Origin of the sequence: Pannus brasiliensis CCIBt3594 (genome assembly GCF_036688125.1) — a bacterium.
Lineage (GTDB): Bacteria > Cyanobacteriota > Cyanobacteriia > Cyanobacteriales > Microcystaceae > Pannus > Pannus brasiliensis.
In genome coordinates this window covers 15,272-31,258 of record NZ_JBAFSM010000005.1, presented here as the reverse complement: position 1 = coordinate 31,258, position 15,987 = coordinate 15,272, and the positions used below count along the sequence as shown (strand labels likewise).

Annotated in this window: 13 protein-coding genes; 5 read left to right on the top strand and 8 right to left on the bottom strand. The window is 50.5% G+C overall.

The window, feature by feature from the left end; translation table 11 throughout:
- The first annotated feature begins 139 nt into the window (after positions 1-139).
- Positions 140-1,219, top strand: coding sequence for a RuBisCO accumulation factor 1 (locus V0288_RS03930; RefSeq protein ID WP_332863720.1), 1,080 nt, complete (start codon positions 140-142; stop codon positions 1,217-1,219).
- A complete protein-coding gene (csaB, locus tag V0288_RS03925) occupies positions 1,212-2,261 on the top strand; it encodes a polysaccharide pyruvyl transferase CsaB (RefSeq protein ID WP_332863719.1) in 1,050 nt (349 codons plus the stop codon). The genes V0288_RS03930 and csaB overlap by 8 nt, the downstream gene beginning before the upstream one ends.
- Positions 2,262-2,266: 5 nt before the next feature.
- Here the strand turns inward: csaB and V0288_RS03920 are convergent, their stop codons facing one another.
- The 5 genes from V0288_RS03920 to V0288_RS03900 form a co-directional block, all read right to left on the bottom strand.
- Complete coding sequence (locus tag V0288_RS03920; RefSeq protein ID WP_332863718.1) at positions 2,267-2,830, bottom strand: Uma2 family endonuclease; 564 nt, start codon at positions 2,828-2,830, stop codon at positions 2,267-2,269.
- Positions 2,831-2,876: 46 nt separating this feature from the next.
- Positions 2,877-3,083 carry a DUF6887 family protein gene (locus V0288_RS03915; RefSeq protein ID WP_422661889.1) on the bottom strand — a complete coding sequence of 69 codons (207 nt, stop codon included), beginning with the start codon at positions 3,081-3,083 and terminating at the stop codon, positions 2,877-2,879.
- Positions 3,084-3,123: 40 nt separating this feature from the next.
- Positions 3,124-6,255, bottom strand: a complete 3,132-nt coding sequence (locus V0288_RS03910) for an NACHT domain-containing protein (protein ID WP_332863716.1) — start codon at positions 6,253-6,255, stop codon at positions 3,124-3,126.
- Between the two features lie 301 nt (positions 6,256-6,556).
- The gene (locus V0288_RS03905) at positions 6,557-7,192 is read right to left on the bottom strand and encodes an SAM-dependent methyltransferase (protein ID WP_332863715.1); all 636 of its coding nucleotides are present in this window, start codon (positions 7,190-7,192) and stop codon (positions 6,557-6,559) included.
- A 114-nt stretch (positions 7,193-7,306) separates the two neighbouring features.
- Entirely contained in the window at positions 7,307-8,404 is a 1,098-nt protein-coding gene (locus V0288_RS03900) for an iron-containing redox enzyme family protein (RefSeq protein ID WP_332863714.1), read from the bottom strand.
- Positions 8,405-8,762: 358 nt separating this feature from the next.
- On the opposite strand from V0288_RS03900, the gene V0288_RS03895 reads away from it, so the two are divergent.
- On the top strand, positions 8,763-9,923 hold the full coding sequence (locus tag V0288_RS03895) for a RuBisCO large subunit C-terminal-like domain-containing protein (protein ID WP_332863713.1): 1,161 nt from the start codon (positions 8,763-8,765) through the stop codon (positions 9,921-9,923).
- Between the two features lie 140 nt (positions 9,924-10,063).
- Here the strand turns inward: V0288_RS03895 and V0288_RS03890 are convergent, their stop codons facing one another.
- The gene (locus V0288_RS03890) at positions 10,064-10,951 is read right to left on the bottom strand and encodes an AEC family transporter (protein WP_332863712.1); all 888 of its coding nucleotides are present in this window, start codon (positions 10,949-10,951) and stop codon (positions 10,064-10,066) included.
- 9 nt (positions 10,952-10,960) lie between these two features.
- Complete coding sequence (locus V0288_RS03885; protein ID WP_422661891.1) at positions 10,961-11,821, bottom strand: formylglycine-generating enzyme family protein; 861 nt, start codon at positions 11,819-11,821, stop codon at positions 10,961-10,963.
- A gap of 214 nt (positions 11,822-12,035) precedes the next feature.
- Here V0288_RS03885 and crtR point away from each other — a divergent pair, with 214 nt between their 5' ends.
- Positions 12,036-12,929: a beta-carotene hydroxylase gene (crtR, locus tag V0288_RS03880; RefSeq protein WP_332863710.1), complete on the top strand. Its 894-nt coding sequence runs from the start codon at positions 12,036-12,038 to the stop codon at positions 12,927-12,929.
- A 303-nt stretch (positions 12,930-13,232) separates the two neighbouring features.
- Complete coding sequence (locus tag V0288_RS03875; RefSeq protein WP_332863709.1) at positions 13,233-14,873, top strand: alpha/beta hydrolase; 1,641 nt, start codon at positions 13,233-13,235, stop codon at positions 14,871-14,873.
- A gap of 17 nt (positions 14,874-14,890) precedes the next feature.
- On the opposite strand, the gene V0288_RS03870 is transcribed toward V0288_RS03875, so the two are convergent.
- Entirely contained in the window at positions 14,891-15,982 is a 1,092-nt protein-coding gene (locus tag V0288_RS03870) for a glycoside hydrolase family 10-like protein (RefSeq protein ID WP_332863708.1), read from the bottom strand.
- Between the last annotated feature and the right edge of the window lie 5 nt (positions 15,983-15,987).

Sequence of the window (15,987 nt, the reverse complement as noted above, 5' to 3'; positions counted from 1 at the left end):
TCCACTAACCCGATCGGTACGAGGGGGGCGATTGTTAGCTATTCTGGTACTATCTAGTCTATCGTGTTACCCTTAAATACTTCTTACATTTTTTTAGAGATTAGATAAGTTCGATTTATCTCATCGCGATTCTTGAATTATGACAGAACAGCCCGCGGATACAGCTTTTCAAATATCGGAAGAGGAAGCGACGGAAATCCTGCGATCGCTCCTACACAAAGAGGGAAACTGGACCGATTGGGGCGCGAAATGCCAGAAACTACAGAAAGCGGGCTACGATTCCGGGGTCATTTTCGATCGGACGGGTTTTCAGGCCGCCCAACAGAATTTAATTATTGTCGCGTCGCAGGTGTTCGATAGTCTGGTACAGGAGGGCGCGGACGCGGAACTATTGCGTTATTACGAGGGGCCGCGCAGTGATGTCCTCTACGAGTTCCGTATCCTGACGCGGGAACAACGTCTCGCCGCGGCCGTGTTGGGCATGGAGAAAAAAATCGACGTGGACGAGGCCCGAGATATCGCCAAGGCGGTTCAGGATTTCGCCCGTTTATCGCAGGTTCCCGCGGAATTTACCCGCGATCCGGGGGACGCGATCGCCTATCAGTGTTGGAAACGGGGCAAACAGAAGCGGGATCTGGCCGAGAGAGCGAAATTAATCGCTAAGGGATTGAAATTCGCGAGTTCCGCGGGCGCGAGAACGGCGATCGAGTCGTTATTACAGGATTTCTCTACCGCGCCGGCTCGTAGTTCGCCCCTTATGCCGATCCACCGTTTACAGGGAGAGGATGAACTGGCGAGAATGGTTCCCCTCGCGGGACGTTTTCCCCTAACCGCGGGGGAAATCGCGGGGGTGGAAGCGCTATCGATCGAGGAACCTTTCCGGACGGTGACGGTCGGGGGTGAACGAACCCTCGTTCCCCTTCCGGGATGGCAGGCGATTTTAAAATCGATCGATCCGGTGGCGATTCTCTGGCCGAGTGAACGGTTGCCGCGATCGCTGTCGGGGAAACCGGAAGAGGTATTGGTGGTGATCGATCGAACCGTCGGCGAATGGGACGAGAATCGCTATTATCTGGTCGATTCCGGGGATTCTGTCGCGCTGAAGTGGTTCGAGAACGCGCCCGATGTTCCCCCCCTCGGGGAGTTGGTGTTAATTCTCCGGGCGAAAAACATTCTCGACGAGAACAATATTACCGAACCGTGGCAAATGGATGACTAAGACGAAGCGCGCCGTAATTTGTGGGTACTATGGACGGGGAAACGGGGGAGACGAGGCGTTATTGGTGTCTCTCCTGCAAGTTTTGCCGAAATCGATTACCCCGATCGTTCTCTCGAATAATCCCGCCGAAACCCGCGAACGGTACGGGGTGGAAACCTGTCCGACGCGCGACGCGTGGCAGGTGATTCAAACCCTGAAAAAGTCGGATATTTTTATCTGGGGCGGCGGGAGTTTGATGCAGGATGTGAGTAGCGCGATCTCCCCGCTGTATTACGGGGGGGTGATGCTGTTGGCGCGACTGCTGGGGCTGAAAACGGTCGCGTGGGCGCAGGGAATCGGCCCGTTAAACCGTCCTTTCACGCGATGGTTCACGAAAAAGGTAGTGCGGGGATGTGACGCGGTGAGTGTGCGGGATCACGCGTCGGCGCGCTTGGTGGCCGGCTGGGGGATCGATCCTCTGGTCGCGCCCGATCCGGTGTGGGCGTTGGAAGGTACGTCGGTTAAGGGGTTGTGGGATCTGCCCGCGCCGAGGGTGGCGGTGAATTTACGTCCCCATCGGGAGTTGACGGGCGATCGAATTTCTAAACTGGCGATCGCTTTGGCGGATTTCCAGAAAGCGACCGGAGCGTTTATCCTGTTGGTTCCCTTTCAAATCGCCCGCGATCGTCCGATTTTAGAGGAAATCGCCCGTCAATTGCCGTTACACCACAAAATTGTCGATTTAGTCGATCCGAGGGAGTTAAAGGGCTTATTTCGGGGCGTGGAGATGACGATCGGGATGCGGTTCCATAGTTTAATTATGGCGGCGGCGGAGGATTGTCGCTGTTTCGCGCTCAGTTACGATCCGAAGGTGGCGCGGTTGATGGAAGAAGTGGGACTTCAAGGCTGGGATGTCGCGGAGTTACCGGAAGATCCCAACGAGATCAGTAGGACTTGGATCGATTTCTACGCTAACGGGGAAAGGTTAAGCGGCGATCGAGTTCGGTTTTTGATCGATCGAGCTTTATTACACGGGGAAATTCTAGCGCGGGTAGCGAGATAGTCGAATTATTCGGTTAACCACGCGAATAAGTCGCCGAGGGGTAATCGGAATTCACCCGCGAATTCGGGGACGGGTAAAAGCGTTTCAGGATTGTCGAACACTTCGATCGAGGTTCCTTGAAAATAGACGAAAACAGTTCTTTCCGCGGGATCGATTAGCCAACCCGTTCGCGTACCGTGTTTCAGACAATGAAGGATATTTTTCGTTACTTTGGTCTGATTTTGGTCGGGGGAAAGGATCTCGATCGACCAATCGGGAGCGCGGAGAAAAGTATTCGCCACTTCTCCTCTCTCGTCGCGGGGAATATTTTCCCACTGGAAAACGGAAATATCGGGGACGAGCGATCGATCCCCGAAAGTACAGCGAAGTTCATTGAAAGCGCGGGCGATTTTTTTCGGTTTCAGCGTTGCGTTAATCGCTGGTGCTAATTCGGTTTGTATCGTGCTATGTTTTCCCTGCGGCATGGGTTTTTGAATAATTACACCGTCGATATATTCGGATGCGGGTTCGGTTTCCGGTAGTTGTAGAAACTCTTCAAGGGTGAGCTTTTTGGGTGCGGTAGCTACCATTTCAGTGTTTTATCCTCCGTCAATAATTAGAAAGTTTTCTCAGTTTTTACTTATTACTAGAAGAATTTTCTTTTTGTGGATGTTCTCGGAAAATTTCGGGAAAGCGATCGATTTCTTCCGGTGTGTGCCATTGCAGATTCGGATTATCGAGAATTCTATCCGCTAGGGCGTGAAATGCCTCTGTATCTTCTCTATGTTCCAGAAGATAGGCTCTTAATTGCGCTTTAGTCATCGTCGCGAAATCCGGCTTCATCTTTCAAACCCCCAACTTCCATCTTGAGCGATAACGATCTCTACCTCTTCATCCCGATTCTCCGTAAAGCATCGATCGCGCCCTTCTTACCCTGTCGAGCCTGTTGTTGGATAATGGGAAAGGTTTGGGGGTCATCGCGCCAGTGTTCGGCTAAAGCCTCGATCGCGCTCCTTTCACCCTGTCGAGCCTGTTGTTGGATAATGGGAAAGGTTTGGGGGTCATCGCGCCAGTGTTCGGCTAAAGCCTCGATCGCGCTCCTTTCCCCCTGTCGAGCCTGTTGTTGGATAATAGGTAAGGTTTGGGGGTCATCGCGCCAGTGTTTGGCTAAAGCCGCGATCGCGCTCCCTCCTCCCTGTCGAGCTTGTTGTTGGATAATGGGTAAGATTTCGGGGTCATCGCGCCAGTGTTCGGATAAAACGAAGATCGCGCTCTCTTCGCCCTGTCGAGCCTGTTGTTGGATAATGGGAAAGGTTTGGGGGTCATCGCGCCAGTGTTCGGCTAAAGCCTCGATCGCGCTCCTTTCGCCCTGTCGAGCCTGTTGTTGGATAATGGGAAAGGTTTGGGGGTCATCGCGCTGTCGAGCCTGTTGTTGGATAATGGGAAAGGTTTGGGGGTCATCGCGCCAGTGTTGGGCTAAAAATAAGATCGCGCTCCAGTCGCCCTGTCGAGCCTGTTGTTGGATAATGGGAAAGGTTTGGGGGTCATCGCGCCAGTGTTGGGCTAAAGCAATGATCGCTCTCCATGCTCCGTGTTTGGCGAATTCTTGCAGGATTGATAAAGTTTCGGGATGGGTTTTGGCGAGCGCTGTTAATTGATCGATCGCTTCTTCTCCATCTCCGTACCAATAGCCGGGACGTTTTGCAATCAATTGAAGTACCTTCCATCCCACCGGATCATCTTGCCAAGTCCTAGCGATGCTAGAGACGGCTTTTGGATAAATCTCGAACCCAGTTATTGACGAGCTTATTTTATTTTCATCCCAAAGAGCTTTTAGATGCTCCAATAGACTCTGACTGATTTCAGCAAAAACTTGACGGTTCCTCACTTCAGAAAAACAGTCCACGGCTAGAAATAAATTGGCAAACTTGGCAGACTCGCCATCTCGATCGATTAGATAATGAATCAACTCCTCTGTAATTTCCTTGGGAAACTCCGCGCTCAACATCCCGATGAGTAGCCGTAAGACCTCGTGCCATGAGCTATCCTGCCAGTGTTGACCGAATACCTCATTTTTTAGCTCTTCTAGAGTCATGCCACCTTCCAGACCCCGACTCTTAAAGCGCTCGTAAAACTCACAGGCACAGAAATACTCTAAAAAAGTTCGATGCACGAAAGCGAAAGAATTCCCTCCCAAAGAACAAAGGATGAAATTTCGATAGCGCAACTGCTCGATAATTAAAACGGTCAGATCCGTTGACTCTCGTTTCCCGATTCCTGTCGATTCGAGATATTGACCGATGATTTTTTCTAAATCTTCTCCATAGATCAGATTTGCCGCTAATCCCTTCTCTCCCGCTTGCATTCCATTGGCAACGGCGCGTAATATCTCTTTTTTGTCCCGAAGTTCGATATTGTATAGATACTTTTTCAATTCGGGATCTTTTAACTCATCCTTGGTTTCAAAATCCCATTGATGCAGGAGAATTTCCGATGCTTTCTCGTACAAGTTCGGTCGATCTCTCGGTAGTTCCTGTGTGCGGTTGAGGATCGCCATCATGGTTAACAGGAGAGGATTTCCCGACAATTCTCGAATCGCTTTCGATTCCGTGATCGCCCTTTCTAACCGTTCTCGCTTTCTCGTTTTATCTTCCCGCTCTTCAAAAGCGAGATCGTGCCAACGCTGGACAAAATCCTGCACCTGATCCTTATCGAGATCCTGTAACATGAAATGATCGAATTCCGCATCTTCTAATTCTTGTGCGGAATACCCTAACCAGCGAGAGGTGACAACGATCCGCACTTGCGGATAATCATAACTAAAACGTTTGATATCGGTAATAATTTCGTTCCGTAATTGCGGATCGAAGACCTCATCTAAACCGTCAAAAAGAGCGATAGCTTGACCGTTTTTTAGTTGTTGGTGCAAAGAGTGCTGGTTGAGATGACAGAAAAGATTCCCCCGATGGAAAAACTCTAGAAAGTCTTGACATTTTTTCTCTTCCTTGTCTCTTGCGTAAATACGAAGTTCCACCAAAAGCGGTAAGGGAGATAAGGTTCGATCGCTCCCTATTTTCTCCGTCCACCCCAAGGCGATATATTGCAAGAAACTCGATTTTCCCGCTCCCGGATCGCCTAAAAATACCGTCTTTAGATAGTCGGGAGAATCGATAATCTCTAAAATTGACCGTGGTTGTTGATTAAAATACTTTCTCCTTTCCCGTTCTAACTCCGCTTCGATCCTTGCCAATTCCGATCGACTGATTTCACCCCTATCCACGAGATCTTGGAGAATATCTTTCGGAATCTCGTGAAGTTGCGGGATAAACTGTCGGCAGGGTCTGACATTTTGCGGAACGAAAATATTCCAGAGTTTTATTTCCTCGCGGGTGATGGTATCCAAAAATTCTAATTTTAGTTTCCCGTATTCCTTCTGTATCCCTCGCGCGTAGCGTTCCAAGTCATAATCCGTGGGGATTCCCGCGATTTCTCGAAGGTTCTGATTATCCTCGATCTCTAGTTGAAGGGTAAAAATCGGCCGTAATTTCTCGGAACCCTCCACGATCTCTCGAACTTTGCGAAGATAAAACTTCCCTAACTTTTCCCAATTAAATCCATGCGGTAGGGAACATAACTGGAGAACTTGCCAGCTTCTCGCGAGAGTGACCGTATCGATCGCCGGACAGTTAACCACGAAAGCACTTCCTAACACCGGTTCCACGGCTGGATCGTGAAGAAAAATAGTCAAGGATTTTTCATAATTCTTAACTTGATCTTCCGCTACATCCGCCATTTCTAATTGTTGCTGGAAAAGTTCCAAAAAAGCTTTAATCGCTTTTCCGTAGGCTTCTTTCCGCACATCCTTTTCGGGAAGACGGAGAACTTTACCGAGCGCGTTCTTAAAAAACTCTTTTCCGTAGTCCTTCGCGCCTTCTTTCGCCAACTCCTGCATGAGTGAACCGAAAGCGAATCCCGCGGCCTGGGTGACTCCCCAAATTAGTAACCAGTCTACCATCGCCTATTTCCAGCTATAGGTTATTTCCATTATATTCACTCATCGGCTCGATGAAGCGATCGAGGTTCGGGCGATACGATAGTAACCATTGCCCGTTATCCTCCTCGCTCTTCCGCCACAAAAATGGAAAAGTTCGCTTAAAAACAACTCCCTTGTTCGGTCTGTTAGTAACCCCGATCGAGCCGCTATAACAGGTGACGAGGTATCGAACGAGGAGCGGTATTAAAGAGCGAGCTTTCCCACACGGAAAACTGTTCGAGAAACATTTTCGAGAGGTTCCCCGATTTCTTTGCGTCTTCGCTTACAACGCTGTCATCACCTGTAAGAACTCCGCAGAAATATTGATATTCTCGGGATATTTTTTCCGAAATAAGGTTCCCGCTAGAAAATAAATATTCGACGAGTAGAAAGCCTTGCCTTCCTCGCGGAGTTTGGCGATCGATCGCTTCACTTTCGGTTCATTGCTGTAGTAACCGAAGGGAAGGGGAGACACGGTAAAATCGACAATTTGATAGCCTTCCGCAATAGCGTGTTCCACCGTCTCGATCGGGTTAGAATAGGCCGATAGCATCAGCAAAACATTCTCGCTATTCATCGATAATAACTGTTTACTCACCGTCGCGCCGTCGATTCCCCCGTGTAAAGCCGGGAGATACAGATCGTTATCGGGAGCGGGAAGATAGGGAGGATTGGCGATTAGGTAGCGGGTTCGATCGGGAAAGTTTTGATAAAAACATCGATCGTGAATAATATATCGATGTTTTAGCCCGTATTTATCGATCCGCGAGCGCGCCACCCGCACCGCGGAGGGATTTAATTCATAGCCGTGAATCGTGCCGTGAAAATGGCTTTTTAATAGCGCGTCGATCACCGGGCTACCGTCTCCCGCTCCGAATTCCACGATCGTATCGAAAGGGGTCGATCGAGTAAACACCATTTTTTCGATACACTGAGAATAAAACCTTGACTCTTCGGGACAGAAAAATACTTCATCCGGGGAATAACTATCAAGATCGAGGCGGGAAGTTACAATCGTTTCTTGCATGGTGATTTAAAAATTAGATTCTAGTTGTTTGATAGCTTTAATCACGGCAGATCCCGCTCGATCGCCCATCGATTTCTCTTGGTCGTAACCGAGAACGATCTGCCAGGAATCTTCGGGATACATATCCACTAAAGGGAGAGCGACATCCCGTAACATCCAGCGTCCATGACGTTCATCCTCTTGAATATGTAATTTCCAATAGCCCATCGCCGTCTCCGATAATCCCAATCTTTCCGCCGCGATCCGGTAATCCTCGTAAATGGAAGGGCCGGCGATCTCGAAGTAAGTTAATCCCCCGTTATAACGCAGGAAATAACGCTTACATTCGGTGAGTAAAAAATTATGGTTGATGCTGGCGAGAACTTCCCACGGAACGATCTCGAAATAAGCTTCGGGTTCGGTTTTTAATCCCAACTCCGCCATCATACTGGCGAAGAAAGTAGAGTGTTTTCGTTTTAAGTTGCCGTTTCCGTATTCCTCTAAAAGAACGCGGATGAGAGTCGCTTGAACCTGATTACTCGCGCCGCCGAGAATTCTCGACATTCTACTGGCTTCTACCAATCCATCGAGAGAGGCGATCGCTAGTAAACATCGATAGCCCGCGAAGGACATTTCCTCGCGCAAAAAACGTTTATTTTCCGCGATCTCTGGATTCAGATCCCGCTCGTTCCGTTCCTGTAATGCCTGTTTCACGTCGAGTTTTCGGATCGCCTCGATATCGATCTGCTTACTCTCCCATTCCTGCCATGCGGACTCGATCCGATCTCTCAGTAATTGTAAATAGATCGATCGCTCGTTTTTATACGCTTGTAAGTTATCGTACCAGAAAAGATGTAGACGGTTGATTTTATAGAGAATTCTTTGTAGGAAAAGACGCGATCGATCGCTCTCTTCCGTCTCTTCTCGATAGGCTCGATCGAGCGCATGGGCGATCGTGTTTTCCAGTCGGTCGATCGAACTCGATCGATCCGCGAGAAAGCGATCGAGATTTTCCGTCACCAATAATCGATCGAACTCCCGCTCTACCTCGGTATAGGTAGCGTCAGTAATCTTGTCGAGAGAAGATAATCCGATCGCTCGATCGGGCTTTAAAACTCCTAGCATATTTTGTTCCTAAAATCTCTTTTTTTCGAGGCAGATACAATAAGAATTGTTTAGTTAGTCTTTTCACGATAATCAATTTCGCGAGCGATCCCCTTCCCCCTTTAGGCAGAAACCGTTATACAACCGAAGAGGAGAGACGGAAGACGCGTCACCCGATCGCCTTTTCCGTCGGGCGATCGATAATAGAGTTATTCTCGATCGAAAGAGTTTACCGATCTGAACCGCCGAGAAAAGTAAAGTTATGACGACCACTCATTATTGAACGGTAGAAAAACTCGTAACGTTGGAATTCGGGCGATCGATTCTGAAATATGTTATTTTTTATCCTGCCTCCGAACTCCGAACTCCGAACTCGCTTATGAGTATTTTCGTCGATTATCGCTTTCCCCCCTCCGTAGACGCGGAACGTCAGGCAAAAACGATCGCCATCGGACAAACCGCCGGAACTTGGAGCGATCGCTACAGCCACCGCGAGAGCCAATTGAGCGAACATCTTGCCGAAGTCGTCAGTATTGAAACCGAAGCCGACGGCTACAAGGTGGCTAGAGTGCGTTTTCCTGAAATAAATGTCGAAAATGACATCGCCAGCCTTTTAACCATGATATTCGGCAAATATTCGATGGCTGGCGTGGGAAAAGTGGTGGGGGTGCATCTCCCGGAAGACTACGGGACGCGGGCGAAAGTGGGCATCACCGGCATTCGGGAACGTTTGGGCGCGTTCGATCGACCGCTCGTGATGGCGATTTTTAAGCCCGCGTTAGGACTATCGGCGGAAGATCACGGAAAGATCTTACAAGAGGTCGCGGACGCGGGTTTGGACGTGATTAAAGATGACGAGATCATGGGCGATCTTCCCGTCGCGCCCACCTTAGAACGGTTGCGCGCCGGCCGTCGGGTTCTCGACGAGTTACGGGAAAAGAACGGGCGCGAGATGTTGTACGCGGTGAACGTGACGGGGAAAGCGGGAGATTTAATCGAGAAGGCGAGATTATTGGTTAAAAACGGGGCGAACGCGTTATTATTGAACGTTCTGACCTACGGATTCTCGGTTCTCGAAGCGTTGGCGAGCGATCGAGCGATCGATGTCCCGATTTTCGCGCATCCCGCGTTCGCCGGGGCGATGTGCGCGGGTTCCGATACCGGGTTAGCCTACTCAGTGGTGTTGGGTACGCTGATGGCACACGGGGGCGCGGACGCGGTACTGTATCCGGCTTCCTACGGAAGTTTACCCTTCGATCCGCTAGAAGAAGCCAGAATTCGCGATATTTTACGGGATCGAAACGTTTTTCCCGTTCCCTCCGCGGGCATTCATCCCGGCATTATTCCCCGTGTCCTACAGGACTACGGACGGAACGTGATTTTAAACGCGGGTACGGGAATCATGGATCATCCCGATAGTCCCGCGAGCGGTGTTCGCGCCTTTTTTGAAGCGTTAGAAAGACTGGAATCCGGCGCTTCCTTCGATGTGGAAAGCTTACCGGAAGGCCCGTTAAAACAGGCGATCCGCAAATGGGGGTGATGGGGAGATGGGGAGATTGGGAAGATGAGGGAGATGGGGAGTAGAAAACGATTACTTTCTGTCTCCTGCCTCCTGCCTCCTGACTCCTGACTCCTGACTCCTGACTCCTGTCCCGATGAGAGATTTGTGATTTTTGCACGCTACCGTAACACCCAGAGGAAAACCGGTACGCTGAGAAAACTAGCGAGAGTCGTCACTACCACTAACCTCGCCATCAGCGACGCGTCCCCCCCGAATTCGGTGACTAAAACCACCGTGTTTACCGCGGTAGGCATGGCACTCTGGAGGATGAGAATTTTTAAATCTAGCCCCGATAACCCCAACCGCGCGCCGACGAAATAGGCGATAATCGGCGCGATCACTAACCGGAGAAACGCGCCCAAAATCTCGATCGAACCGATGCCGAATTTCGTCGCCGATAACTGCACCCCCAAAATAATTAACGCCAGCGGGATCGCGGCCTGTCCTAAAGACTCGATCGCTTTATCCAATTGCAGGGGTAATTCGATCGAGAAAACCTGAAAACTCACCCCGATAACGATCGACCAGAGTAGGGGTAATTTGAAAATCAAGCGAATCCCCGAAAGAAAGCTTTTTCCCCGTAAATACGCCGGCGCGACCCCGAATAGCAGGATACTCGACCCGATCATATAAATCATCGCCCGTTCCAATCCCGTCGCCCCGAACGCGAAACTGGCGATCGAGAGTCCCATATTCCCGTTATTGGGCAATACACTCGCGGCCATCAGGCTTTTCCGTTTTTCGGCGGGAATTCGGAAAAAATAGGCGGCAATCGTGACGATAATCGCCATAAAAAGCGATATTATCCCGAATCCAGCGATAATAAGGGTAATATTTTTCGCCGTCAGGGTACTGCGATAGAAACCATCGATTACCAACGCGGGGGCCAACAGGTAGACCGAAACTTGCGAGAGAGAATTGACCTCTAGCTGTAATAACCGTCCCGCCACCACGCCGACGAGGACAATGAAACCGACGGGGACAATGGCGGAAAAAATCGCGAGCATGGAGAGAAATTAGGGAGAATCGTCACGAACGACGCGAAAACCGATATCGTACAGAGAGGCGGACGCGGCGAATTTAGCCCGATAGGCCGATCGACACGAACGGGGGCCGGTATTCCAAGATCCCCCGCGCAGGACACGTCGATCGCTATCCTCTATCGTCCCTTCATCATAGTTCGCCCGCCAGGAATCGAGACACCATTCCCTGACATTCCCGTGCATATCGTACAGCCCGAAAGCGTTAGCCACCTCGAACATCCCCGCGGGAGTGGTTTCGCGTCGATCGATCCCCGGTTTTCCCCGGCCGTAACTGCCCCGACTGCAAATCTTCCCCCCGTATTCCCAATCCACCCCCGAATAATTGGCCAGATCGGTGGTTAACGTTTCCCCGAAGTGAAAGGGGGTACTCGTCCCGGCGCGACACGCGTACTCCCACTCCGCCTCGGTGGGTAAACGATACTTCTGTCCGGTTAAACGGGATAGGCGATCGCAAAATTCCACGGCCTCGAACCAGTTAATCTGTTCTACGGGTAATTCTTTCCCTTCAAAGTGCGCGAGATAGGGGGTAAGCTCGATCGAGACCGGTTCTAGTTTCGCCACCTCGCGCCATTGGACTTGAGTGACGGGATAGCGACCGAGAAAAAACGGCTCGATCGTCACCGAATGTTGAGGACTCTGGGAAGAATGCCATCCCTCCTCCTCTCGCGGAGATCCGACGAGACACTGCCCGCCCGGAATCGCCATCATGTCTAAAGAAATCTTTTTCGATAAAAACTGCCGATAACCTTCATTTGTTACCTTTTCCCGCCTAATTTCCGCTCCCGTCCCGTCGATCGTCACCACCTCATCGGTAAACGACAATTCTTCTCGCATCATTCTCCCCCCTCCCTGTGACGGCATCCGATCCTTAACTATACAGCAGGAATCGGGGGGAACGGGGAACGGGGAACGGGGAAAGACCAATAACAAATCCTTACCGTCTAACCCGTTTAGATTAATTAAGGTGATGTTACAAAACTTTATTAAGCGTCCATAGTATTATAAATTACGCCAGCAAAGCGACAGAGTTGAAGGAGCGACCCGTACAATGCAGTCAGCCGAGACACTGCTGACAGTTCCCAAAGAGTATTTAAAAGCTCCAGGGGGCTTCAATCCGAACGTTTTCATGTTTTCGATCGCTGTCAGCCTGATTATCCTCTCCACTTGTGGCTATTGGCTATGGTCTTGGCCGGACCCGATCTGCTTCGGTTCTAACGTTCTCGCCCTTCATCTATCGGGGACGGTGATTCACGATGCCTCTCATAATTCGGCCCACCGCAATCGGATACTCAACGCCATCCTCGGCCACGGTAGCGCGTTAATGTTGGGTTTCGCGTTTCCCGTCTTCACGCGGGTTCACCTACAACATCACGCCCACGTTAACGACCCCGACAACGATCCAGATCATTTCGTCTCCACCGGCGGCCCCTTATGGATGATCGCGGCGCGCTTTTTCTATCACGAGATTTTCTTTTTCAAGCGTCGTTTGTGGCGGAAATACGAGCTTTTAGAATGGTTTCTCAGTCGTTTAGTCGTCATCACGATCGTGTATTTCGCGATTCAATACGATTTCATCGGCTACGTGATGAATTTTTGGTTCGTTCCCGCGTTAGTCGTGGGAATCGCCCTCGGACTATTTTTTGACTATTTACCCCATCGTCCCTTTCAAGAGCGCGATCGTTGGAAAAACGCCCGTGTCTACCCCGGACGGATTTTAAATCTCCTGATTCTCGGACAGAACTATCATCTCGTCCACCATCTCTGGCCGTCGATTCCCTGGTATAAATATCAGAGCGCCTATTACGCGACGAAGCCTTTACTCGACGCGAAAGGATGCGATCAATCGTTAGGATTATTGCAAAAGAAAAACTTCTGGAGTTTTCTCTACGATGTTTTTCTCGGGATTCGTTTTCACTCCCACTCGTCGAAATCTTCCGGATAGTCTCGTAGCGAAACCCAACATTTCGAGAGTTTTGTCGGGTTTCGTTACCTCGATCGAACCCAGAAATTCACAAGGGTTTCGGGGGTTTTATCCCTCGATTCCCGCTCATCGGCAATACACACTCCTCCTTCCTCCCACCCGAAGCCCTGTATCCCATCTTTTAGAAGAAAGGCTGTAGGTTTTAAGCTTTTAGAATAAAAAATTTATCGCGTTTCTCATTGAATCGAGATGCGGAAAGCTTGGTTCAGGAAGAAAGCGGCCGATTATCGAGAGATGGTGTAATCATTTTCTGTAGGTAAAAGTATGAAGGTTGGAGCGATTAAAAAATTCGGGATCAATTTATTTTTCGGATCTCTTTTCAGTCTAGCGATCGCTCCCGTTCACGCGGCCGATAAAATCACCTTCTTTGTCGAACCTCCCGTCGGGCAATTTACGATTTTAGTCAAAGATTTAGAACTTTTCGCGAAGGAAGGGAAAATTACCCCCGCTTTCGCCTTTTACGCCGATCGCCTCGACAAAGTGGAACGGGATAAATTACGGCAATTTCTGCAAATATCCTTACCGTTCGACGAGGTGCAAATCTTTCATTTTCTCAATTCCTATATCGGGAAAATCACGATCGAGCAACTGAGTAAGATTATCGATACTCCCCCGGAACAGAGCGGGCCGTTTCTGGAGGGGGCGTTAATTCAAGCGGCGGCCGCTCCAGGCGGGTTAACGCTCCTAAATATTCTCCAGAAGTACGGGGGCGAGGGAACTCCCGTGACGATTCCCCTGAATGTAAAGGTGGCGGCGAACACGATCGCCCACGTCGATGAAATTCTGACCGCGACCGATCGATTCGCGAGTTGGTTGGAAAAACAGGAGAATCCCGCGAAAGCGATCGCTTCCCCCCTCACCGAACTCGCCGAACCCGGTACGGCGAAATGGACGAAACAGGTTTTCTCGATCGCCCGTCCGGGGGGTAAATCACCGATTCTGGCGGTCGTTTATCTTCCCGCGAACGTCACGCGGCCCGCGCCCGTGGTGGTCGTCGCCCCCGGTTTGAATTCCAACATTCAGAGTTTAAACTACATCGCCGAACACCTCGCGGGACGGGGTTTCGCCGTGGCGGCCCTCGATTTTCCCGACACGGACGCGCGACGGATCGGTGAGTATCTGGAGGGGACGGCCGGGCTTCCCGCCGCGAACGCGTGGATCGAGCAACCGAAAGACATTACCCTACTCTTGGATACGCTAACCGCGAAAGCGTCCGCCGATCCCGATTGGCGGGGGAAATTGGATCTCGATAACGTGGGAGTTCTCGGACAATCGCTAGGAGCCTATACCGCGCTGGCGATCGGGGGAAGTCAACCTCGTTGGAACGAACTCCGGCGAACTTGCGGGGAATTAAAAGACCCGGAAAGGGTTTTCTTGAATCCCGCCCTACTCTGGCAATGTCGGGGGGCGAATCGTCCCGCTCCCGACCCGAATTTACAGGATAAACGCGTTAAGGCGGTCATCGCGCTCAACCCGGTTTCTAATCCGATTTTCGGCGATCGGGGTTTCGGCGAGATGAAGGTTCCGACAATGATTTTCTCGGGTGGGGATGACAAATTCGCCCCGGCCCTGCCCGAACAACTCCAGCCTTTCACCGGATTACAACGGCCGGACGGTTATCTAGTCTTTTTACCGCGGGGAACCCATCTATCTTTTCTGACGATCGAGAGCGATGGTGTTCCGGGGGAAATGCTCTCGGCCGGCCCGTCTCCCGCGCTGGCCCGATCGTATCTGAAATCTCTCTCGATCGCTTTTTTCGAGACCTATCTAAACGGGAAGAAAGATTATTCCGAATATTTAAACGATTCGTCCGTCCGGGCGATGAGTCAGCCGCCTCTCTCGGTCTATCTCCTACGAACTCTAACCAAAGAACGATTACAAGAAGCGATCGGAACGGGAAATTAAGCGAGGAAACCGATGGATTATCCGAAGAAGTTTCGGAAAGCGATCGCCAGTCGATCGCTATTTTTTCGGAGTCCCTCGTAGTGGAAAAACACTTGACCGTCAAATCCCAAACGTCGATTACAATCGAGGATTTTTTCAATATCTCCCGTGTCGAGATCGATTCCGTTCGCGGTAAAGGCAACTCCCGGCGCGATTTTCACCGAATCGTTCGGGAATAAAAAATTCTTTTGTTTTCTCGCTTCCGCTCGATAACTGGAAAAACTATCGCGATAGATCTGCGGGTGAAGGTAATCGACAATTTTTCGATCGATCCAAGCTTTCGGATCTTGCAGGAGATGGTTCAAACAGAAGGGATACACCGCGGGAGAGAGGGAAACGATTAATTTCGGATCGATCGCTTTAATCTCCCGGTATACTCTCTCTAAAAAATCGGTTAATCGATCGGCCCGCCAGCGTACCCAGCGGGGATCATTACTCGCGGGAATCGTTCGCGGGTTCGTTTCCCGTTGATAGCGCGCGATCACCTCGGGATTATACCCCCCCTCTACCGGTAGCGCGGGAAATCGATCGCACCCTTGCACCCCCTTAATATCGTAATTTCTCGCCACTTCTAGGACTAATTCGAGCAGGAAATCCTGTACCTCTCGATCGAACGCGTTCATCCAAACCAATCCCCCGTGTTTTACCCGGTTCCCGCGCGAATCGATCGCCGCCCAAGCGGGGTAAGCCGTGAGGATATGCCCTCCCGTCTCCAGATGGGAAGCGGCAAAACCGTATTCAAACCAGGGAATTACTTCGAGCGCGAACTCTCTAGCACATTCTGTAAGGATTGTCAAGGGATCGAAATTCTTCTCGGTAAAGTAAGGATCGATTTTCGGGAAACCCCGATCGATCATTACGTCGCTAGGAAACAAAGTATAGCCGCGATTCCAAACAACGGGAAAAATCGTGTTAAAGCCGATCTCTTGTAAAAAAGCGAGAGTTTGACGGATATTTTCGGGAGATGCTAGAGCCTGACTATGGGGAAGATTGGCGATCCAAACCCCACGAATCGGTGACGCGGGTGGGGCTACAGAGCGATCGAGATATTCCCGAAGCCTTTTTAACACGGGAG